Origin of the sequence: Nonomuraea sp. NPDC049714 (assembly GCF_044465295.1) — a bacterium.
Taxonomy (GTDB): Bacteria; Actinomycetota; Actinomycetes; order Streptosporangiales; family Streptosporangiaceae; genus Nonomuraea.
Genome location: NZ_JBITLM010000011.1, coordinates 67,333 through 87,638 on the forward strand (window position 1 = coordinate 67,333; position 20,306 = coordinate 87,638).

General features: G+C 67.8%; 16 protein-coding genes and 1 pseudogene. 7 read left to right on the forward strand and 10 right to left on the reverse strand.

Going from position 1 to position 20,306, the window contains the following annotated elements; translation table 11 throughout:
* Window positions 1-43 precede the first annotated feature (43 nt).
* From ACIBQX_RS35480 to ACIBQX_RS35490, 3 genes are all read right to left on the reverse strand, one after another.
* Window positions 44-697 (reverse strand): DUF6338 family protein, encoded by a 654-nt coding sequence (locus tag ACIBQX_RS35480; protein ID WP_397012377.1) that lies wholly within the window; start codon window positions 695-697, stop codon window positions 44-46.
* 40 nt (window positions 698-737) lie between these two features.
* Window positions 738-3,473, reverse strand: coding sequence for a CHAT domain-containing protein (locus tag ACIBQX_RS35485; protein WP_397012379.1), 2,736 nt, complete (start codon window positions 3,471-3,473; stop codon window positions 738-740).
* 274 nt (window positions 3,474-3,747) lie between these two features.
* Window positions 3,748-4,017 (reverse strand): hypothetical protein, encoded by a 270-nt coding sequence (locus ACIBQX_RS35490; RefSeq protein ID WP_397012381.1) that lies wholly within the window; start codon window positions 4,015-4,017, stop codon window positions 3,748-3,750.
* Between the two features lie 464 nt (window positions 4,018-4,481).
* Between ACIBQX_RS35490 and ACIBQX_RS35495 the strand changes: the two genes are divergently transcribed.
* A complete protein-coding gene (locus tag ACIBQX_RS35495) occupies window positions 4,482-4,760 on the forward strand; it encodes a hypothetical protein (protein ID WP_397012383.1) in 279 nt (92 codons plus the stop codon).
* A gap of 147 nt (window positions 4,761-4,907) precedes the next feature.
* Here ACIBQX_RS35495 and ACIBQX_RS35500 read toward each other — a convergent pair whose 3' ends face one another.
* Window positions 4,908-5,438 (reverse strand): MarR family winged helix-turn-helix transcriptional regulator, encoded by a 531-nt coding sequence (locus ACIBQX_RS35500; protein WP_397012385.1) that lies wholly within the window; start codon window positions 5,436-5,438, stop codon window positions 4,908-4,910.
* A gap of 63 nt (window positions 5,439-5,501) precedes the next feature.
* On the opposite strand from ACIBQX_RS35500, the gene ACIBQX_RS35505 reads away from it, so the two are divergent.
* On the forward strand, window positions 5,502-6,032 hold the full coding sequence (locus ACIBQX_RS35505) for a hypothetical protein (RefSeq protein ID WP_397012387.1): 531 nt from the start codon (window positions 5,502-5,504) through the stop codon (window positions 6,030-6,032).
* Between the two features lie 332 nt (window positions 6,033-6,364).
* On the opposite strand, the gene ACIBQX_RS35510 is transcribed toward ACIBQX_RS35505, so the two are convergent.
* Both ACIBQX_RS35510 and ACIBQX_RS35515 read right to left on the reverse strand, forming a co-directional pair.
* Window positions 6,365-7,399, reverse strand: a complete 1,035-nt coding sequence (locus ACIBQX_RS35510) for a hypothetical protein (protein ID WP_397012389.1) — start codon at window positions 7,397-7,399, stop codon at window positions 6,365-6,367.
* An 892-nt stretch (window positions 7,400-8,291) separates the two neighbouring features.
* Window positions 8,292-8,936, reverse strand: a complete 645-nt coding sequence (locus ACIBQX_RS35515; protein ID WP_397012390.1) for a GntR family transcriptional regulator — start codon at window positions 8,934-8,936, stop codon at window positions 8,292-8,294.
* A gap of 73 nt (window positions 8,937-9,009) precedes the next feature.
* Here ACIBQX_RS35515 and ACIBQX_RS35520 point away from each other — a divergent pair, with 73 nt between their 5' ends.
* The 4 genes from ACIBQX_RS35520 (at window position 9,010) to ACIBQX_RS35535 (ending at window position 14,603) form a co-directional block, all read left to right on the forward strand.
* Complete coding sequence (locus tag ACIBQX_RS35520) at window positions 9,010-10,374, forward strand: FAD-dependent oxidoreductase (protein ID WP_397012392.1); 1,365 nt, start codon at window positions 9,010-9,012, stop codon at window positions 10,372-10,374.
* Window positions 10,371-12,050 (forward strand): dihydroxy-acid dehydratase, encoded by a 1,680-nt coding sequence (locus tag ACIBQX_RS35525; protein ID WP_397012394.1) that lies wholly within the window; start codon window positions 10,371-10,373, stop codon window positions 12,048-12,050. Before ACIBQX_RS35520 ends, ACIBQX_RS35525 begins: the two co-directional genes overlap by 4 nt.
* Before the next feature lie 28 nt (window positions 12,051-12,078).
* Window positions 12,079-13,401 (forward strand): MFS transporter, encoded by a 1,323-nt coding sequence (locus ACIBQX_RS35530; RefSeq protein WP_397012396.1) that lies wholly within the window; start codon window positions 12,079-12,081, stop codon window positions 13,399-13,401.
* A 287-nt stretch (window positions 13,402-13,688) separates the two neighbouring features.
* On the forward strand, window positions 13,689-14,603 hold the full coding sequence (locus ACIBQX_RS35535) for a phosphotransferase family protein (RefSeq protein WP_397012398.1): 915 nt from the start codon (window positions 13,689-13,691) through the stop codon (window positions 14,601-14,603).
* A 25-nt stretch (window positions 14,604-14,628) separates the two neighbouring features.
* Here the strand turns inward: ACIBQX_RS35535 and ACIBQX_RS35540 are convergent, their stop codons facing one another.
* The 4 genes and pseudogenes from ACIBQX_RS35540 to ACIBQX_RS35555 all read right to left on the reverse strand — a co-directional run bounded on the left by ACIBQX_RS35540 (window position 14,629) and on the right by ACIBQX_RS35555 (window position 16,653).
* A complete protein-coding gene (locus ACIBQX_RS35540) occupies window positions 14,629-15,489 on the reverse strand; it encodes a universal stress protein (protein ID WP_397012399.1) in 861 nt (286 codons plus the stop codon).
* Entirely contained in the window at window positions 15,486-16,196 is a 711-nt protein-coding gene (locus tag ACIBQX_RS35545) for a helix-turn-helix transcriptional regulator (RefSeq protein ID WP_397012401.1), read from the reverse strand. The genes ACIBQX_RS35540 and ACIBQX_RS35545 overlap by 4 nt, the downstream gene beginning before the upstream one ends.
* Window positions 16,127-16,306 (reverse strand): annotated as a pseudogene (locus ACIBQX_RS35550) (helix-turn-helix domain-containing protein); the annotation flags it as partial. The gene ACIBQX_RS35545 and the pseudogene ACIBQX_RS35550, both read right to left, overlap by 70 nt.
* Window positions 16,307-16,449: 143 nt before the next feature.
* A complete protein-coding gene (locus ACIBQX_RS35555; protein ID WP_397012894.1) occupies window positions 16,450-16,653 on the reverse strand; it encodes a hypothetical protein in 204 nt (67 codons plus the stop codon).
* 2,002 nt (window positions 16,654-18,655) lie between these two features.
* Here ACIBQX_RS35555 and ACIBQX_RS35560 point away from each other — a divergent pair.
* Window positions 18,656-20,305, forward strand: a complete 1,650-nt coding sequence (locus ACIBQX_RS35560) for an alpha/beta hydrolase (RefSeq protein WP_397012403.1) — start codon at window positions 18,656-18,658, stop codon at window positions 20,303-20,305.
* The last annotated feature ends 1 nt before the right edge of the window (window position 20,306 follow it).

Genomic DNA, 20,306 nt, shown 5'->3' on the forward strand with positions numbered 1-20,306 from the left:
GAAATGGTGGCGAAGAGATTCCCGCGATCATCTTCGTGTCTCATCAGATCTCCTCCTCAGGTGACAAGGGCTGCTGTTCAGGGGCATGTACGACCTCAAGCAGGCGGATGTCCGAACCGGACACGAAGACTCCGCCCGTTCCCTTCACTCGCGGTCCGAAGGACCCGTCGGAGTTCATGCGGTACTGCGAGGTGAGGTAGAGGTCGTGATCGTGGGGGAAGGCGGAAGCGTAGGAACCGGTCCCGTACCAGCCTCCCACCCATGCGCCATCGCCGGTTCTCACCCGGATGAAGCAGCCACCACGGTCGCGGAACAGATGATCCCAGGCGGACGGAGTGGCATCGTATCGAGCACGGCCACGGCGCCGGACCAGCCGGGCCTCTGCCACAGCCCCCAGCGCGGGGACGATGACGAGAAGCGCGAGACCGGCAGCGGCGATGGGGCGTGGATCCGCCGCAGGGTCCAGCCGGCCCACCAGGCCTGCGCTCTTGACCAGGCCGGCCAGGGCCGGGCCGAAGGCGAGGACATAGATCGCGTCGAGGGTGAGGCCGACCGTGATGGCACGCAGAGTCTTGCTCGCGAGGTCTCTCTCCGCGTGGTACGAGGCCAGGGACGCGTCGCGCACCGTGTAGTAGACGACTCCCGGGATGGCCACAACGATCAGTATGAGTAAGGCTTGAACGGTGGTCGGCGGCATCTGACCTCCCAGGCGGTCGCCGAATCAGCTGAATGTTCGCTCACGCACCCACATGGACGTGTGACGCCCATACGGACGGGAAATTCCCCTGAGCGCTGTCCCTGCTGGCACGGACCACGTCGTGCAGGACATGGGCCGGCGACACCGGCGGCAGCCTGCTGAGGAGCGTTGCGTAATACTCCTCGGCGAACCGGAAGGCCAGCCGATCGTCGATCTCCCAGAGGGTTCCGATGACATGGGGAAATCCGGTGAGCAGGAGCGCCGTCGCCGGATGGATCGCCTCGTGGGCCAGTGCGTTGATCTCTGGGAGCGCTGTCTGACAGCCTGAGAGAAAGGCCAGGTAGGCGCCATCGCTGACCACCTCGGACAGGCTGGCGAAGGTGAGAGGATCAGTGCGATGGTCCTCCAGGAGAAGGGCGCTGAGCGAGGGATCCTCGACGTCGCTCACGCAGTGACCGGCGAAGTGCAGGAAAGTGCAGCCCTGAAGTCGCATCAGCATGTTCGGCTTGGTCGCCGGCGCCCGATCACTTTCGCCGCCGTCCGCGCCGAGGACGACCGCGCGCGGAAAGTACCTCTGGACGGCTGCGGCCTCGGAGGCGGCGCAAGGGAGATTCGAGTGTCCTGGCGTATGCGGCATGGCCACGATCAATGCTTCGGCGGAAGCCTCCGGCGCGAAGTCGTTCTGCTGGGCGAAGTACAGGGCCCTGATCGAGGGGGCGGTGGAGGAAACCACCCGGTCGATCACCGTTCTACGCTGCTCCTGCGCGAGCGGGCGGTGATAGCCGGCCGCCTGAAAAGGAAGGAACCCGAGCAGGCCGCCGGGCACCCACCACATGCGCGGCCAACTCGAACCCTCCGGAGGGGTCTCGTGAAAGCCGAGTGCGGCCAGAACAGGCTCCGCGGCGACATCCCAGAGCCATTCGAGGATCTCGCTTATCGTGTCTTCGGCGCCGGCACGAACGTAGGGCTCGGTGGCTGAGCTGTCCCGCAACGCCTGGCGGAAAGCGACGATCCGGTTGACGAGATCTTCCTGATTCAATCGTTCCAATCGCACGGAACGAACCTCGTCAGCCATGAGCAGCAGCGCATCACACCGATGGCCGGTTATGTTGAAGACCGCCACCGGACCTTTCAGAGATACGGCGAGCCTCTCGTCGGGATCGGTCGCTCGCATGAACGCCGAGAAGCCCGCGAGCGATCTGATGGATTCGAGCGTGGCTTCGTATGCAGAGGTCAGCCTGTGCCGTTCGAAAGTGATCGATGCCGCACTGGAGGCGACGTCGAGCTCACGGCGGAGCCGCAGGAACCTCTCGGCCAGATCGGCATCCAGCGAGCGCAGTTGTCTCACGTCGACCCTGGTGTCCAGCGACTGGTTGAGCAGGGGCGCGCGTCCGAGTTCGAGCAGGCGCAGCGCCCGGCTCGCCTGCTCGCCGGGCCGATCGAAGAGGCTCGCGTCGGAGAGAGTATAGGCGGCTGCCTTGGGACCCAGGTGGTGAAAGCGCGCTACCGAACGCTGCCGATCGGCGCGGGGCAAGTGACGGGGCGCCACGGCCGGCAGCAGATGCAGCGCAGACTCCATCAGACGAGCCGCTTCACCTGGATCGTCGTGACCGACGAGATTCGCCGCGGTGACGGCAGCGTTGATCCGGGCGACGGTGTCCACCGACGGCGTCATCAGGCAGTCCGTGAATGCTTTCACGGCCAGACTCCGGCAAGTCAGGTCTTGAGTGCTCTCCCAGAGCTCGTGGTAGGCCCAGCCCAGGTTGTAGAAACTGGCGGCCCGACCCGGATGGTCTTCCGGTGCCGTGTGGAGCTGGTCGAGGATGATGTCGATCGCCTGGTGGAGATCGAGCTCTTGACCGGTTGCCCTGAACCGCTTGGTCAGCGCGGCGGCCAAGCTCGTCTTCGCCTCGAAGAGGGCGGGGGTGTCCGGCCCTCCCGCCGAGACTGCTCGTTCGGCGTAATCGATGGCTTTGTCCAGATCGGCTCTGTCGCCACGCCGTTCAAAACGCAGGCCGAATGCATTTGCCATGTTGGCGGATATCGCGCGCCGGTGAACATCTTCATCGGCTACCAGGTGAGCGGCTGTGCTCTGCACCTCGATGGACTCGTCAAGATCCGCGTCGAGACCGAGCAGGTCGAAACGATCGAGAAGGGCTGCCCCCAGATTGGTGAGGGTGGCTCCGCGACGCGGATCATCCGCGAGCATTTCCTCAGATGCCCGCCGGCCTGTCTCAATGGCCTCGTCGAGATCCGATCTGGCGCCACTCCGGTCAAAAGAGAGCGCCAGCGCCAGGGCCAGATTCGAGAGGTACATGGCACGAGCTGGATCCGCCATCGGTGCGATCGAGAGAACGTACCGCCATCCGGTGACCACATCGGCGGCGAGTTGTCCCGTCGATTCGACGGACTCCAGCAACGATCGATGAAGGATCAGCAGATTGGTCACCACACGCTGCACGACGAGCGACATGGCCTCGTCGGGGGCGTTTACGGGCCCGTCGAAGACGCCTACCCGGATGAACGCCCCAATTGCCGCATCCTGGTCGCGCTCGGTATCGAGCGAGACGAGATGTCGATGCCAGTAGAACCAGCCGAGCGTGTTCCAGGCTTCCGGGTCTTGGGAATCACCGAGGATTAGCTCGAGAAGCGTCGCGGCGTCGGTCACTTCAGACCGCAGCGTCAATGTGAGGTCGCCACTCCGCCTGACCGAATCGACCGTCGCACGTACCGAAGCCAGCAAATGCGAATACTCTTCATTATCCTTGTGCGACATTGATATCTCTCGACTTGAGCAGGCGGACCGTGTGGTGATTCTGATGATAATGCCACTATTCACAGCCTGCTGCGCTTTTTCGGAAACCGCACGGGCAGTTTCCTGGTATATCTGAGAACCGGGCCCACAGCGTGCCCTGTGGAGGAATACGGTGGGCGCGTACAGTAGCGACAGCGTGCGCCTGGTCACGTCGCCGGCCAACGGCGGCCTGCACGCTCAAGCCATGTCCAAGTCGGCTCGTCTTTGCGCCTGCCGAGAATTCCATCCATGCGGTTCAAGCGGCGTGTGAGTACTCGTGGAGGACACCGCCGAGCCGGTCTCGTCGGCTTATGTTCAGGTCGGTGATTCGCTCTGGGTCCATGACCGTTTCCGGGACGGTGCGCAGTGGGGCGGCTTGGTCAAGGGCTTGATGGGCTCGATGCTGGTTGTAGAAGTGTTCGTACTCGCGTAGGGCGTGCCACAGGTGGCGTTCGTTCCAGATCAGGCAGCGGTCGAGGAGTTCGTGGCGGCAGGACTGCACCCAGCGTTCCATAACGGAGTTCATGCGGGGTATCCGGATACCGGTGAGTACGGTCTGGATGCCTGCGTCAGTGAGAATCTGGACGGGGAACTTCCCATCCCTGTCTCGGATCGCGCCCGGCAGCCGGCGTCTTCCAGATCCATCATGAGATTCTTCATCGCCTTGATCACCCGGTTCGCGCTCGGGTGAGCGGTGGTGCCCAACACGCGGACGCGCCGAGTGGCGTGCTCGATGACAGCCAGGATGTACTGGCGCTGGCCACTGAACGTGACGGTCTCGATGAAATCGCAAGCCGGCAGGGCGTCGGCTCACGAGCGCAGGAAGTCGGCCCAGGTGCTGGACGCCCGCTCGGGCGCCGGATCAAGACCTGCCTGATCTCCCAGGCCGTGGACGGTGCGACCTTGATGCCGAGTGTGGCGAGTTCACCGTGCACCCGCTGATAGCCCTAGCCAGGGTTCTCCCGGACCAGGCGCAGAATGAGAACGCGGATGGAGCGGACCGTGGGTGGGCGTCATGGGGCGGACGAGAAGCCGCAGCCGGCGCAGGATCTCGCGGGGCAGCGAGGTCAGCAGTGCGACGAGAAAGGCTCGATCCTCTGGAGTGAATCTCACCCTGGTATCAGCGCCGAGCTGCCGCTTCAGCACGGTGATCTGATGACGCAGGGCAAGTGTCTCGACATCCTTGTCCCGATCGCCCATCGGCAGCAGCCGAAGCGCGGCAGAAGCGTTCGTGACGGTCAAGTAGGCCAGGCGAAGGAGCACGGCTGATCATCCCTGCCGCACGCGTTCCCCTTCTGATGACTTGAGCTCGCACAGCCTAGGGGAAGCCCTAAAGGGTCATGACCTGGGCGGAACGCCGTGGCGCTCAACGTCGCGGGCGACCGGTTTGCGCCCCCCGTAGCCGCTGGGCAGGGGTCAGGGGATCAGGTCTGCCGCAAGGTAACGCTGAGTATCTGTCGCTGGGCCTCTCTTGGCCCCCGCATTGGATGCCCCGGTCTCGGCCTCAGCTACCACTCCTTCGCCGGACAGGAGGCGATCGATGAGGGCCTTGAGCGTCTTGGCGTTGTCCGGGCCGAGCCGGTCCAGCAGGTGACGTCGGGTGGCCATCTCCAGGGTCGGCAACGTCGCGTCGATCACGTGCCTGCCCGCCGGGCATAGCGCGACCTCCACCCCGTTCGGAACCTTGTCGCGGGCCACGTAGCCGCGGTTGGTCATCCGGGTCAGCAGGTGCGACAGCCGCGTCCGATCCCAACCGAGGGCGGCGGCGAGGGCGTTTTGCCGCAGACTCCCGCCGGACTCGTGCAGGCAGACCAAGACGCCCAGTTCCGGCTCGGAGACGCCGGACGCCGCAGTGGTTTCGGCGATGACCGCGGCACGGACCATCTCATGGGCGCGTTTCCATCGCAGCCACAGCTCGGTCGCCTCACCCGACCCAAGGGTTGACATATCAACACCCTACTTCCTAATGTTCGTCCCGACCAAACGGCTCGATGGACAAGGACGTCTCCGATGCTCGATCCTCGGCGGCACTACGCCAGCCTGCGCCTGGTGGCGCTACTACCCCTCCTCCTGTTCCTCCCCGCCGTGATCGCTTTCTTCTCGGACCCAGACGTAGCGTGGGGAGAATACCTGGGTGTCTTCTTCCACCTCTCGATCCTCTTTCTGGTATCGCGCCTGGGTGCGGCGCCCTGGGCCAAAGCCGCGGGCTACGGCTGGGTGGCGCTCGACGTACTCGCCGGCATCCTGATGATCAACGCAGTCGAGTACGACACAGCTTGGGCGGTCCGGCTCGGCGGCCACGTCCTCGCCGGCGTCTGGATTGTGGCGAGTTCCCTGGTCAGCCGTTCCTGGCCGGTTCGTGTGGTCGGCGTCATCACCGGCGCCTGGCTCGCCGGCTACTCCTTCGTCGGTACCCATCTGGCTGAGGAATTCCTGCGCCCGGCCGGAATCCTGATCCTGGTCTGGTTCGCCCTCCTGGCGATTTTCCACCGCGACGATCCCCGGCACCTGGCGGCACCGACCAGCCCAGCGCCGGCCTGACGCGCGGTATACCCACAACCCGGCGAGCCTTCGCCGCCGGGCTCGCGCGTCACCCGATGCTGACCGGGGACAACGGCATGACCCCTGATCAGATTCGGCGGCAAGCGAAGACTGACTACACCGTGCCCTCCCGCCAGCCACCTCTCGCGCTTGCGCCACGCCGCGCGAGAGGTCGCTGCTGGTATCGATCTGGACCCGGCGGCATGGCGTGTGGGCTGACACGCCCCACAGGATCGCGACCGGACCGGGCGGGCGCACCGCCGAGGTCACCGACCACGTCCTGCTCATCCGCCGCACCGCCTGACGCGGCGCCGACGTTGACTCCACCGCTCTCAGCGGAAGTCGGAGATGCGCAGCACTGCCAGCATGTCCGCCGCCCGGGAGCCGCCGGTCGAGAAGGACGCTTCCGCACCGACCCAGCCGCGAAAGGCTCCCGTGTCGTCGATGATCTGCATGAGCGGTTTGACGTGGGAGTTGCCGGTGTAGCAGAACTCACCGCGCTCCATCGCCAGACAGGTGCACCAGTGCCACAGCGTGTCGCGGCGGTCAGACTTGGAGATCGTCGTGAGGTAGTACTGGATGGAGCTGATGTTGGGGCGTGTTCCGCCGCCGTACTTGGGGCAGCCGCCCGACTTCTGGCACGCGCCACGCGAGGACGGCTGCAGGTAGGTCAGGCACGAGGTGGTGGCGGCGCAGGCGCGGAAGGCGGAGTGGCCGAACGGCTGATTGCCGGAGGTGACAAGCTTGCCGCCCGCCCAGCTCGTCAGGTCCTGCCTGAGTGAGCCGGGGAACGCCTTAACCGAACTCATCGCACGCCGGGTGTTGATCGCGGCGTTGCTGCCATAGCCGTACCCGTGCGTTGCCAGCGTGCTCCGCTTGAGGTCCAGGCGGGACAGCTTGCCGTCAGGCGAGGACCGTACGTACCACTGCTCCGTCCAGGTCTGGGCGATCTTCCAGCGGATGGTGAGCACGCCGCCCGCCACGGTGTACGTCCCGGTACGGCTCTCCCCTGGGGCGCCGGTGAACCCCCCGGCGGTGAGCACCTCGCAGGCGCGGGGCCGTGATACAGCACCGCCCTTCTTGGTGGTGCAGCTCGGATCGGGGACGGTACCGGTGCGCTGTCTGGCCTTGGGATGCCGCTGCCACCACAGATACAGGGCGGCCTTCACCGTGCCGTTCGCGGCGAAGCGATAGTTGCCCAGGCGTACCCAGTTCTGCTGGGAGGCGGCCTTCAGATGACCCTGTGAGACGACAAAGGTGGTCCTGCCGCCCGGCAGCGGCGAGGTCGACACGGCAGCGGTGGCCGGCTGGGCGGGCAGGATGGTGATGGCGAGCACGAAGGAGAGGATTGCCGCTGCGGTACGCATGAAAAGTCTCCGGGAGGCTTACGGGCGGGGCGATCGTCAATGGGTCACCGTATTCGGTCCGCACCGGATATGTCTTCGAAACCGCAGCCATGACTTCTCGCCGACCGGCACCACCAAATGCAAGAGCAGGGCAATCGGGCACGCGCGGCCGAGCAGCAGCGTGAGCCTGTACGGAGTTCGGATCTTCAAACTGGCCGGAGGCTTCGGATCCACATGATGGCTCCACGTATGTGCAAGCCGGCCAGGTAGCCGCTGGGTGTCTCGTCGAACCGGAAAGCCAGTCCACGGCACTCTCTGATCCGATTGACACACCGTTCCACCGTGTTGCGCTGCTTGTAGAGATCGGGATCATGACGGACCGGCCGGGCCGCCGCGGCTTCGAACGCGCCGGTGGTGACACCACGCCAGCGTGACGGCCGTTCGCTGCCCGCCTCCGTGAGATGCCGTACTCCGCGGACCGCAGCGCGGCCAGCTGCATCGACTGCATGGCCTGGGGCATTTTGAACGGGTGACGCTGCGCCGCCCGCACCTTGTGGCGCAACAAGCACTGCGGTGACGAGCGACCCTGCGCCGGGTGTGGCCGGCCGGCCCTGCTGCGCATCGTCTCTGCCGCTCGTGCTGGAACCAGGCCCGAGCCGAGGCCCCGCGCGAGCGGCCCAGCGGGCGGAAGGGCCATCGCCTCCCGCTTGCGTCGACCTCTTCACCAAATGCCGCCAATGCCGCGTCGAACGTCGTCGCCGGCAGCGAGAAGGGGCGTGTTGGAGAAGTGAGCTAACACCTAAACCCTGGCCACGGCGAACACGAGCCACATAGCGCCAGAAAGATCCACGCCTCCGCCTGTGGCCGACCCTTGACCGTCCCGCCATATCGGGGGGCGTCGCCGGTCACCGTACTAGCCCGGAGGGTTGAGGGTGGCGTAGGCGAAGTCGACCAGGTAGTCGTTGAGCCGCGTCGAGGCGGTCACCGCCTCCGTCTCATCGCCGTGGCAGATCGCACCGAGGATGTCCCCGTGCAGCCGTGACGCCGCCCGCAGTTCACTCTCCGGATCGCGGAGGTGCGCGAACCAGAACCGCCGCGACAACCCCTGCAGCGGAGCCATGGCCACCGACAGGTATTCGTTGTGCGCGGCCTCCACGATCAGGGCGTGGGCCCGCTTCAGTATCGCGTCGAAGGCACGCGCGTCCGGCACCCCGTGCTGGAAATGCTCGATGACCTCCTGCATCTGGCGCTTCTGCTCGGCCAGGGCCCGGTGGGTCGCGAGGCGGACCGCCAGCGCTTCCAGGCTGCGCCGCAACTCCAGCAACTTGAGCTGGGCCTCGATTGAGGCGGGCGGGACGAACACGCCCCGGTTCGGGTGGATCTCCACCATGCGCTCCCGGGCCAGACGTTGCAGCGCCTCGCGCACGGGCGTGCGGCCCAGGCCGGTGCGTTCCATCAACATGGCCTCGGAGATGAGCGATCCAGGCACGAGCTCCTGGAAGGTGATCATGCCCTCGATCGCCTCATAGGCCCGCGTGGTCTTGTTCGGCTCAGGCATCCGCTGACCTCGTTGTCTTCCGCAGAAATTTCGGACTGGACAATCATACCCTGTCGTGATGTACCGTCGGCATATGACCAATATATCGGTTGACGATTGGCGATTGCCCGCCGTGGTGGCGCCCGACGCCGACTACCCCGTTCTGGCCGAGGTGGACGTGCTCGTGGTCGGGGCAGGGGCGGCCGGCGTGGCCGCGGCGACGGTGGCGGCGGAGGCCGGCAAGAGCGTGCTGCTCGTGGAGAAGTACGGCTTCGCGGGAGGCGCCGCCGTGGCCGGCATGTCCGGCACCGTGTGCGGCCTGTATCTCGCGAACGGCGCCGGCTCATCGCCCGAGCAGGTCGTCTGGGGATTCACCGAGCGTTTCCGGCAGGGCCTGGCCGAACGCGGCGGCCTGACCCCGCCGCAGCGCTACGGCAGGACCTGGACCAGCGCCCACGACCCGCTGGTGTGGCGGGAGACGGCCGACGCCCTGCTCGCCGCCGCCGGCGTACGCGTGCTGTTCCACACCTCGGTCGTCGGTGTGGTGATGGACGGCGATGCGTACCGGGGCGCGGTGCTGTCGTCCAACGCCGGGACGTGTGTCGTGCACGCCGCCCGCACCATCGACGCGTCCGGCGACGCCGCGCTGGTGGCCCGCGCCGGCGGCCGGCACACCTTCGGCGACGCAGGACGGATCCAGAACCCCACCATGTTCTTCCGTCTCGGCGGCGTGGACGTGGACGCCTTCCTGTCCGGCTACGGCGAGGACACCATCAGCCCGCCCTGGGTGAGCGAGCGCATCCGCCAGGCCAGAGAGCTCGGCGCCGACCTCCCCCGGGACAAGATCTGGATCTTCACGACCCCGCGCCCGGGCGAGCTCATGGTCAACGCGACCCGTCTGACCGGCGCAGACGGGCGGATGCTGAACGTGATCGACCCCGCCGACTTCACCGACGCCGAGATCCGCGGGCGGCGCCAGGTCCGGGAGTACGCCCGCTTCATCGCCCGCGACCTCCCCGGCTGCCAGGACGCGTACGTCGTGGACACCGGCGTGGAGGCGGGCGTCCGGCAGACCCGCACGATCACCGGCGCCGCCACCCTGACCAATGACGCCGTCGTGAGCGGCCGCAAGGACCCCTCCGGCATAGCGCGCAGCCCATGGCCGATCGAACTGCACGACGGCGAGCGGCCCAGGCTGCACTGGCTCGACGACGACTACTACGAGGTTCCCTACCTCACCCTGGTCCCCGAGGCCGGCGAGAACGTCATCGTGGCCGGGCGCTGCCTGAGCGCCCAGCACGAAGCGCTCGCCTCGGCCCGGGTGACCGCCCAATGCTTCGAGTACGGCCACGCCGCCGCGGTGGCCACTGTCCTGTCCCTCGACGAGGGCACACCGTACCGCCGCGTCGAAGGCGCGCGGGTCCGATCCACCATGAGACAGAACGGAAGCGCGCTGTGACCGAACACCCGAAGATCCCGCTGCGCAGTAACTTCACCCCCGGCACCTCGCGTTGGGCGGTGCGCCGGGCGCAGTGGAGCGCCATGGGCATCAGCCTGGAGGACCAGGAGAAGCCCAAGATCGCGATCGTGAACACGTCGTCGAAGCTCTCGGTCTGCTTCATCCACCTCGACGACGTGGCCGACCTGGTCGCCGAGGCCGTACGCGCGGCGGGCGGCCTGCCGTTCGAGATCCGCACCACCGCCCCCAGCGACTTCATCACCACCGCCGGCCGTGACGGCCGCTACCTCATGCCCACCCGTGACCTGGTGGTCAACGACGTCGAGGCCGCGGTCGAGGGAGCCGTGCTGGACGCGGTGGTGTTCCTGTCCTCCTGTGACAAGACCACCCCGGCCCACCTGATGGCGGCGGCCCGGCTGGACCTGCCGTCCATCGTGGTGATCGGCGGCTACCAGCGCGGCGGCACCTTCGCGGGCTGCTCGGTCGACATCGACACTGTCTACGAGTCGGTGGGCGCCGTCGCGGCCGGCACCATGACCGTGCAGGAGCTGGGCGAGCTGGCCGACGCCGGCATCACCGGGCCGGGCGTCTGCGCGGGGCTGGCGACCGCCAACACCATGCACTGCCTGGCCGAGGCCCTGGGCATGACCATGCCGGGCTCGGCGCCGACGCGGGCCAACTCCGAGCGCATGCTGACCCGGGCGCGGGAGGCGGGCCGGCGGATCGTGGAGATGGTGCACGAAGGGCTGAGCGCCCGTAAGGTGCTGACCGCCGAAGCGGTCGGCAACGCCGTGGAGGTCGCACTCGCCCTCGGCGGATCGGTCAACTGCGTGCGCCACCTGGCCGCCATCGCCGCCGAGGCCGACCTCGACCTGGACGTCGTCCACCTGGTCGAGGAGCGGGCACGAGACGCGGTGCAACTCGCCGCCATCCGGCCCAACGGCCCGGATCAGGTGTGGGACCTGGACGAGGCGGGCGGCGTACAGACCGTCATGCGCACGCTGCTGCCCCGCCTGCACACCGGCGCGCTCACCGTCTCCGGCCGGACCGTCGGGGAGTTGGCCGCCGTGGCCCGGCCCGCCGACGGCATGGTGCTGCGTGAGCCGCACGATCCGGTCACCCCCGAGCCGGGCCTGCTCATCCTGCGCGGCACGCTGGCCCCCGACGGCGCGATCGTGAAGCTGGCCGGGGTCGGCGCGGGGACCAGGCGCAGATTCCAGGGCCCGGCCAAGGTGTTCGCCGGCGAGCGGGAGGCCATCGCGGGCCTGGGCGACGGCACTGTCCGGCCGGGCCAGGTGATCGTGCTGCGCGGCATGGGCGTACGCGGCGGTCCGGGCACCGTCTTCGCCGCCAACTTCGTCGCCGCCCTGAACGGCGCCGGGCTCGGCGGTCAGGTGGCCGTGGTCACCGACGGCGAACTGTCAGGGCTCAACCACGGCCTGATCGTCGGCCAGGTCATGCCCGAGGCCGCCGACGGCGGACCGCTCGCCGGGGTCCGCGACGGCGACCCCATCACCATCGACCTCGACGCCCGCACCGTGGACACCGACCCCGTACGCCAGGCGGGCCCCGTCACCTCCCACGCGCCCGGGACGGAGCGCGGATGGCTCGGCCAGTACGCCGAGTTGGTCGGCCCGATCCAGCGCGGCGCCGTGACCCGGCGCCCCGCCAAGTAACCCCCCAGCACCTAAGGAACAAACGGCCATGGTGACAATCACGACCCCGCACGACAAGCGCCAAGCGCGTCGCGCGGGCATCGCCGCCCTCGTGGGCACGACCCTGGAGTGGTACGACTTCCTGATCTACGGGACGGCGGCCGCCCTCATCCTGAACAAGCTGTTCTTCCCCTCCGGCGACCCGCTGGTGGGCACGCTGGCCGCGTTCGCCACCTACGCCGTCGGGTTCATGGCCCGCCCGATCGGCGGCATCATCCTGGGCAACCTGGGCGACCGCGCCGGGCGCAAGCGGATGCTGGTCCTGACCATCACGCTGATGGGCGCGGCCACGACGCTGATCGGTTTCCTGCCCTCCTACGACCAGATCGGCTTCTGGGCGCCCCTGCTGCTGATCGTGCTGCGGCTGGTGCAGGGCTTCGCCGCGGGCGGCGAGTACGCGGGCGCGGTCGTGCTGTCGGTGGAGCACGGCGACCAGTCGCGGCGCGGCGCCGCCGGCGCATGGGCGCCCACCGGGTTCGCGGTGGCGACCCTGCTGTCCACCGGCGTCTTCCAGCTCATGCTGCTGCTCCCCGAACCGGCGTTCCGCTCGTGGGGCTGGCGGGTGCCGTTCCTGCTGGGCGCGCTGCTCCTGCTGGTCGGCTACCTGATCCGGCGCCGCATCCATGAGACACCCGCCTTCGAGGAGGCGAAGAAGACCGGGACGGCCGCGAAGGGGTCGGTGCTGGCCGCGCTACGGCAGCACCCGCGCAGCTTCCTGGTGGTCATCGGCGCCCGTTTCGCGGAGAACTCCTTCGCCTACCTGTTCCCGGTGTTCGGCGTGGTTTACGCGGTGGACCGGCTGGGCATCGACCGCTCGTTCACTCTGCTGGCGGTGGTGATCGGCTCCGCGTTGCAGGTCGTGGCGGTTCCTCTGTGGGCGGCGCTGTCCGACAGGGTGGGCCGCAGGCCCGTGTACGCGGGCGGCGCGATCGCCTCGGTGTTGTGGCTGGCGCCGTACTTCCTGCTGCTGGAGACCCTGTCCCCGGCACTGATCGTGATCGGCTTCGCGGTCGGGCTGGGCGTCTTCTACCCGGCCATGCTCGCCCCGCAGGCCGCGTACTTCGCGGAGCTGTTCGACACCAGGACCCGCCTGTCCGGGTTCGCGTTCGCCCGCGAGCTGGGCTCGGTGCTGGCCGGCGGATTCCTGCCCCTGGTCGCCACCGCCCTGCTCGCCTGGGCCGGGCACTGGTGGGCCGTGGCGGTCTACCTGGTGGCGCTGACCGTGGTGACGCTCATCGCACTGGCTTTCGGCCCGGAGACCCGCGATCGCGACATCGTCACGACCGCCGGCCCCCCGGACGGGAGCGCCTGACGGCTGGCATGGCGGGCGTGCTCACATGCGATACGGACGGGTCCGGCGGCGCGCCGGGCCAGGCTTCGGCGGCGCATCGCCTGCCCCTGTCCTGCTCCGCAGGGGCCGATTCCTCTTCGCGCCACCGAGGCGGAGGCTGACATGGCCGTCGTGTTGGAGGATGTCGTCCGATGGTCAGGGGCAGGGTCCGGCACGCCATACCCAGTAGGTCCCTCCCCCGCCTTCGACGATGGGCCCGCTCGTATCCTGGACGCGATGACCAACTCCCACACCCCTCAACCTCCGTCATGACGACCGATGGCCAGGCCGCGTCCTTCACCGCAGCGGCTGCTTTGCGCGCTCTCCAACTCGCATGCGAGCAGACGGGACTGAACTGGTCGGGTGCCACGCTGCTCGGCCCCGTGGGCGACAACGGCGTCTTCAGGCTGCCGCTCGAACGCGTCGTCGCCCGGGTGGCGTGGGGCATGACGGCGCTGGCCATGGCTGGACGGGAGCTTCGCGTGGCCGAGTGGCTAGCGGAGCAGGGTCTGCCGGCGGTCCGGCCATCGGCTGTGGTCGTGGACCAGCCGATGCTGTCGGACGGCCGGGTGGTCACGTTCTGGGAGGAGATCCCTGCTCTGCAGCAGGGGCGGCCGGCCGACATCGGCGCGATACTGCGGCACCTGCATGCGTTTCCCGCCCCGCCCGACGGCATGCTGCCCATGTTCGATCCGTTCTACCGCCAGGACTCCCACATCCGGGACGCCACCGGCCTTCACGAGCGCGACCAGCGCTTCCTGCTGGACCTCTTGGAGGAGCTGCGGGCCGCGTACGATGCCCTGCCTTTCGTTCATGCACCGCGCGCCATCCATGGCGACCCGCACAGAAAGAACCTCGTCCGCAGCGCCGACAACCGTACCGTCATGCTGGACCTCGAACGATTCGCCATCGGCCCCATCGAGTGGGACCTGGTCGTCGTAGCGAACTACCACGTCGTGAGCTGGTACACCGCCGCCGAATACGCCGCCTTCGTTGAGGCATACGGCGCCGACATCACGCAGTGGGAAGGTTTCGCCACGCTGGCGAAGGTGCGGCAGCTGAGGATGACGACATGGCTGGCCGGTCGCACCGGCCGCGAGCCGCGCCTGATACCTGAGGTTCATCTCCGCATTTCCACCCTGCGCGATCCGAGCGTCGCCAGGGCGTGGACGCCGGGAACGTGACCCAGGCGAGTTAACCCGCGACAAGCTAGGTACGGACTACCGCCACAGCGCAGCAAGCGTTGCGCAGAACGCCGCGGCCGACCGAGCCGAGCAGCATCGAACGGATGGCACCGCGCCCGTGCGAGCCGACCACGATCAGGTCGCAATGGGCGGAGGCGTCGGCGAGGGCCTCGACTGGATCGGCGCAGCGCACATCCTCCACGTTGGGCACCTGCGGGTACCGCTTGCGCCACGGGGCGAGCCGGTCCACCACGGCCTGGGTCCGGGCGGCGCGGACCTCGTTCATGTCGTAGGAGATTCCGGAGGAATGAATCGGCAGTTGCCAGGCGTGGATCACACGCAGGCGGCTACCGCGCAGCCTGGCCTGCTCGAACCCGTAGCCAAGTGCGGCGTCGTCGGCTTCGGAGTCCTCGATGCCCACCACGATCTCCCGATGCGGGACATTCTGTTCGGGGCACACCACCACGACCGGGCAGTGCACGTGCCCGGCCACGTGGATGCTCACCGAACCGAGCACCGTGCCGGTGTGCCCGCCGAGCCCTCCGCTGCCGAGGACGATCTCGGTGGCGTCCTCGGCCTGGTCGCGCAACACGGCCACGGGGTCGCCTTCGGTGAGCTGGGTGGTGACTTCGACGTCCGGTTGCCGGGAACGCACGGTGGCCTCGGCCTGCGCCAGGATTTCGCCCCCGGCCTCGGTCAGGGCATCGTGCAAGCCGGGGGCAGCGAGCCTCGAAGCGTCATACGGCCGGCGATGGACCGCCGTAACGATGCGCAGCGGCGCACGCATCCTGAGGGCGTCATCGGCCGCCCACGCCACAGCGGCGGTGGCGGCCACCGAGCCGTCGGCACCTACAACGATCAGTCCAGACATGGTTACCCCCTTCATCTCCCATTTGACCTCCTCCGGGCGCGATATCCCAGGTCAACAGGTCCCGGATGGCGGATCGTTGGGGCTGTCTCAGCTGTATCGCTCGATGAGCGCTTGCCGATCAAGGTGAGGTGGTCCCGCTCACCAGGTGGGTCGGTCACTTCGAGCCATTCGACTAGTCCGGCGAGCTCGCCCGCGAGCGCGTACTCGTTGTAGCCGCGGATCACGACCTCGATGCGGCCGTCGATCGTGGAAGCTCCAACCTCGGGTCGGTGCACGGGATCGTCGGTCGGCTCGACGGATGACACGCGGTCGATCCGGAACGTCCGTCGACCTGCGTCAGTGTTAGTGACGAGGTACCACGTCGGTCCTTTGGCGACAACGCCGAGCGCGTGGACAATCCGCTCTGTTCCGGAGCCGTCGCCGTCGACGTAGCCAAGCCGAGTCTGGACGCCACGGATCACCGCGTCTTGGATGTCGTCGAGGAACGGCGGGGTTGTGTGCTCGACCCGGCTCCCATCGATGATGGCTGCTGCCTGTGCTAGTTGTTCTGTCTCATGAGGTTGGTGACGCGGCTGGCGGGTGGTTGGCCGTCCAGTGCGGTGTGTCCTCGGTGATGGTTGTACATGTGCAGCCAGATCGGCAAGGCGGTGCGGCGCTCGGCCCAGCGCCGCACGGTGGTGTGCGAGACCTGGAAACGCTCGGCGGCCCGCCGCAGCGGCCATCCCTCATCCACGACACAGCGAGCCAGGCGAAGACGTCCTCGTTCGGTCAGCAGGGCGTTACGGTGGGCACGAGAACCTCCGGCGGGTGGTGCGTTTCTTGGTCGATACACACCACGCCAGGAGGTCCTCACCCATTTCAAGATCCTCAACGGCGAGTCGCCGAACTCGTCCTTTCCTCTGCGCCAGGGCGGCGTTCCCGCTGCTGGCCGCCGTGGCCGGCGAGGGCGCCGTGGCTGGGCCAACCTGCGGGTCCTCAGCGGCGGCGAACGCTCGCGCCGTGGCGGGGCGGGGCAGAGCGTGATCTGGCCGCCGGCGAGACGAGCGGCGAGTCGGAGGGTACGTCGAGGCCTTCGCCGACCTCGTTCCAGAAGTCGTCGACGAGCCGCTCGCGCTCCTCATCGGGCATCGAGACGAGTTTGCGCATCGGCACTCGCTCGCCGGCAGTGCCACCGGTCACGAGCTTCCCCTGCGTGTGTGCCGGATCGCCCTGGTCTGGCTGCTGGCCCCAACAGCCGTGGATCCCGGGAACCCGCCACCTGTCGCGCCGGCATCGCGCCCGCGTTGATATGCGTCTCCGGCGTGCCGCGCCGATCAGCCGGTCCGCCTGCGCAGCAGCAGGTCGCGGGCCTCCAGGAAGGGCGCCCGCAGGAAGGCCAGATGGTCTTCCTGCCCGTCACCACAATCGCCTTCATGGGTTGGGTACGCCTCTCTGTATCAGTCGCTCGCCGACACGAAACTCCGGCTCTTCCCTTAGTTACGCCAGACGTCGTTGTCTTACCCGGCTGAGCGAATCGGTCTGTGACGGGAGTGCGCCCCCGGTGTGATGGGTTCGAGGCCCTTCGTCGCCGCCGCTCTGACTGCCCTTCGGTGGCCCGTCCGGTGGCTTGAAGGCTCGGCGGCTGGTCAGGTTCGCTCGGATCCGTGCAGCAGGCGATGCTGTGATGAGTGAGTCGACTACGCCGTCGTGGATATGTTGATCAGCCGCGTGCCCAAGAGCGATCGTCGCCGCGATCAGCCAACCGGTCTCGAGGTCGGCGCTGAGCTCGCCGTTCGCAAAGGCCGCAGTTGATGAGGGAGTGTCTCCTCATGCGACCTGGGCGTACTCATGCAAGAGGCCGCCGAGCAGGTCTCGCCGGGAAACCTCGATGTCGGCGTCGACCGGATCGGTAGTGCCCGCAGAGGACTGGCCTGCTGCAAGGACAGGTGGCGGATGGGGGCTTGAGTCTCAAGTCACTTGATATCCCATAGTGGCGGTGTGGACGACAACGAGCTGTATCAACTCGTCTCGATGCCCGATGAGGAGCGCGAGCGGCTGCGGACGATGCGACCGCGTCTGCCGGAGGACCCACCGCCACCCAACTCGAAGCCTGGATCGAGCCGGGCAGTCCACGGCTGAGTCATGTGACCGGCTGCCCACGCCTACCTCATGGTCGAGGAGCTTCGACGCGAAGACTTCCAGGAGGAGGCTCGGTTCGACGCCACTCATGGCAGGTGCCTGTCCCTGGTGGTCGCGATCAAGACCCCGCCCAGTACGGGCGAGGAGCCTGTGCCTTACGCGTGGATCGCAGAGGCCCTTCGTGCTTCGGCCCCGCGTGTGGACGACCTCCTGGTAGCACCCAAATACGAACTCACAAAATGGAGGAACAGTGCAACGAAATGCGTCACATTCTGATGCCGTAACCGGCGAGCGACGCGGCTCCCGTCGTCGCCGTGCCAGGCTTGGCGCCGTCGCCGTCGTGATGGCTGGCGATTCCATCACCGGCGTGGCCCTTACCGCTACGGGGGTTAGGGAACACCGCAGCGGAGTCCCGCACAGCTGTGGGCGCGAGGGCTACGCGAGCGATCACCGTACCCTTCGCCCGTCCGGGTCAGATATGAAGAGATGAGATCCGCGAAGCGTCCCGATGTCGTTCGGCGCCGTCTTGCTGTTCTTGTCGCCTCCGCCGCGCTCGCAATCTTCGCGACCACCTCTGTCGCCACACTGTCACGCGTTCTGTAACTGGGATGGTGGGCGGGGCCGGTGCCTTCCGACCTGCGAGAGGTTCGCACTCCCGGCGTGGCGAAGGCGTGATAAACGGCTACCGGCGAGCCGCCCCCTCCGTTTCCTCCGGCTGCGGTAAGAGGCTTTCCCCACGGCCACCCGCCGCGCGCCGGCCTCCGACTGTCGGCTGTCGGCGTATGTGTCCACAAAAATCCTGAAATTGACAGTCTCGCTGCCGACGTGTGCAAATGGGAATCCGCGCTTTCCTCCAGGGATTACCCTTCGCCGAGGCGTCAACCATACAAGCCCTAGTGCTGAAATTTCAGTGCGGGCGTCCCGGAGTCGATTGTCGCGCTGCTGGCACCCGTCGACTGGGGGCATTTGTTCCGCTGTGCGATATAGACAGGTTTTTGTGCACTCGGCAGTCCCCGTTTCTCTGGTATTGAGAAAAAACCTGCCCTTTTATAAGGAGATACAAGTGCGATTAAGTCCGCGATCAAGGCTGACCGTGTTCATCGCCGCGGCGATGATGACTACCGCGGCGGCGGGCACGCCAACACCGGCCGGACCTCGGATCGGCGCACCGGAAGCGGCGGTGGCCGAGGCTCCGGTCTGGGGCGAGTGCCCGCCGGCGAAACCCGGTGACTTGCGCGACCCACGTCAGCGGTGCGGGACGCTGCGGGTGCCGCTGGACTATCGCGCCCCGCGCGGACGGAGCATCGAGATCGCGATCTCCCGGATCGGCACAGCGCGACCCGGGTCACGCCGCGGGATCCTGCTGTCCAACCCGGGCGGCCCGGGTGGAAGCGGCCTGGACCTGCCCAGCCGGCTGGCGGCCAGACTGCCGTCCGAGGTTCTGGAGCGGTACGACCTGATCGGCTTCGATCCGCGAGGGGTCGGCCACAGCACCCCGGTCACCTGCGGGCTCGACCCCACGCGGCTGACCACGCTGCTGATGCCCTATCCGGCCCCGGACGGCAGCATCGAGCGCAACCTCACCTTCGCACGGGACACCGCGGCCGCGTGCGCCGAGCACTCCGGCGACCTGCTCCCGTTCATCACTACGGCCAACACGGCCCGGGACATGGACCGCATCCGAGCCGCGCTCGGTGAGCCGAAACTGTCCTACTTCGGCGTCTCCTACGGCACTTACCTGGGAGCCGTCTACATCTCGCTGTTCCCGGGGCGCGGCGATCGGATCGTACTGGACAGCGCCGTCGACCCGGGCCTGGTGTGGCGGGACCTGTGGCGGACCTGGAACGAGGCGGTCGCGCTGCGACTGCCCGACTTCCTCCGCTTCGCCGCCGAGCGGGACTCCGTCTACCGCCTCGGCGCGACACCAGAGGAGGTACAGCGCACATACGACCGGCTGACCACGGCCCTGGACGAGCGGCCCCTGCCGAACCCGGACGGCTCGGAGGTCGACGGCAACATGCTGCGCGAGGTCACTCGGGGGTTTCTCTACCACGACGACGCCTTTCCGATCCTGGCCGGAGCCTGGCAGGGGCTGGCGGACGTCCTGTCCGAACCCGCTGCGGACACACTGGACACCCAGGACGCCGACATCCTCGCGCGACTGAACCGGCTGCTGGTTGCCGGTGGTGCCATCAGTGGCGGTGGCGCCGTGGCGGCGGGGGTACCGGCGGACAACCGCTTCGCCGCTTCCTACGGGGTGGTCTGCGGAGACGTCGCCTGGCCACGCGATGTGGCGTTGCACGCCCGGCAGGTCGCCGCCGATCAGCAGGCGTGGCCCGCGACGGCCGGCATGCCATCGAACGTCTGGCCATGCATAGCCTGGCCCACCCGGCCCGTGGAGCCGCCGGTGACGGTCACCGGCCACGGACCGCGCAACGTGCTGATCCTGCAGAACACCCGCGATCCGGCCACGCCCCTGGTGAGCGCACGCGGCCTGCGCGCCACACTCGGCGGGCGGGCCTCCATGGTCACGGTCGACCAGGGCGGACACGGCGTCGCAGGGCAGGGCGGCTGCGCCGACGAGGCGATGAACACCTTCCTGGCCACCGGCGCACTGCCCCGACGGGACCGCCTCTGCCCGGCCCCGTCACCGGCCAGTAACACCGCTCGCTCCTCTGTCCTGCCCTACATCGTTCCTACGGGGCCGATGTAGA

What these genes read in the sequence shown, in the direction of transcription:
- ACIBQX_RS35500 (WP_397012385.1), bottom strand. Translation starts at nt 5,438, where the DNA reads ATGTCAACCCTTGGGTCGGGTGAGGCGACCGAGCTGTGGCTGCGATGG.
- ACIBQX_RS35490 (WP_397012381.1), bottom strand. Translation starts at nt 4,017, where the DNA reads ATGAACTCCGTTATGGAACGCTGGGTGCAGTCCTGCCGCCACGAACTC.
- ACIBQX_RS35505 (WP_397012387.1), top strand. Translation starts at nt 5,502, where the DNA reads ATGCTCGATCCTCGGCGGCACTACGCCAGCCTGCGCCTGGTGGCGCTA.
- ACIBQX_RS35540 (WP_397012399.1), bottom strand. Translation starts at nt 15,489, where the DNA reads ATGAAGGGGGTAACCATGTCTGGACTGATCGTTGTAGGTGCCGACGGC.
- ACIBQX_RS35495 (WP_397012383.1), top strand. Translation starts at nt 4,482, where the DNA reads ATGGAGCGGACCGTGGGTGGGCGTCATGGGGCGGACGAGAAGCCGCAG.
- ACIBQX_RS35510 (WP_397012389.1), bottom strand. Translation starts at nt 7,399, where the DNA reads ATGCGTACCGCAGCGGCAATCCTCTCCTTCGTGCTCGCCATCACCATC.
- ACIBQX_RS35485 (WP_397012379.1), bottom strand. Translation starts at nt 3,473, where the DNA reads ATGTCGCACAAGGATAATGAAGAGTATTCGCATTTGCTGGCTTCGGTA.
- ACIBQX_RS35530 (WP_397012396.1), top strand. Translation starts at nt 12,079, where the DNA reads ATGGTGACAATCACGACCCCGCACGACAAGCGCCAAGCGCGTCGCGCG.
- ACIBQX_RS35545 (WP_397012401.1), bottom strand. Translation starts at nt 16,196, where the DNA reads ATGGCCGCTGCGGCGGGCCGCCGAGCGTTTCCAGGTCTCGCACACCAC.
- ACIBQX_RS35535 (WP_397012398.1), top strand. Translation starts at nt 13,689, where the DNA reads ATGACGACCGATGGCCAGGCCGCGTCCTTCACCGCAGCGGCTGCTTTG.
- ACIBQX_RS35520 (WP_397012392.1), top strand. Translation starts at nt 9,010, where the DNA reads ATGACCAATATATCGGTTGACGATTGGCGATTGCCCGCCGTGGTGGCG.
- ACIBQX_RS35480 (WP_397012377.1), bottom strand. Translation starts at nt 697, where the DNA reads ATGCCGCCGACCACCGTTCAAGCCTTACTCATACTGATCGTTGTGGCC.
- ACIBQX_RS35515 (WP_397012390.1), bottom strand. Translation starts at nt 8,936, where the DNA reads ATGCCTGAGCCGAACAAGACCACGCGGGCCTATGAGGCGATCGAGGGC.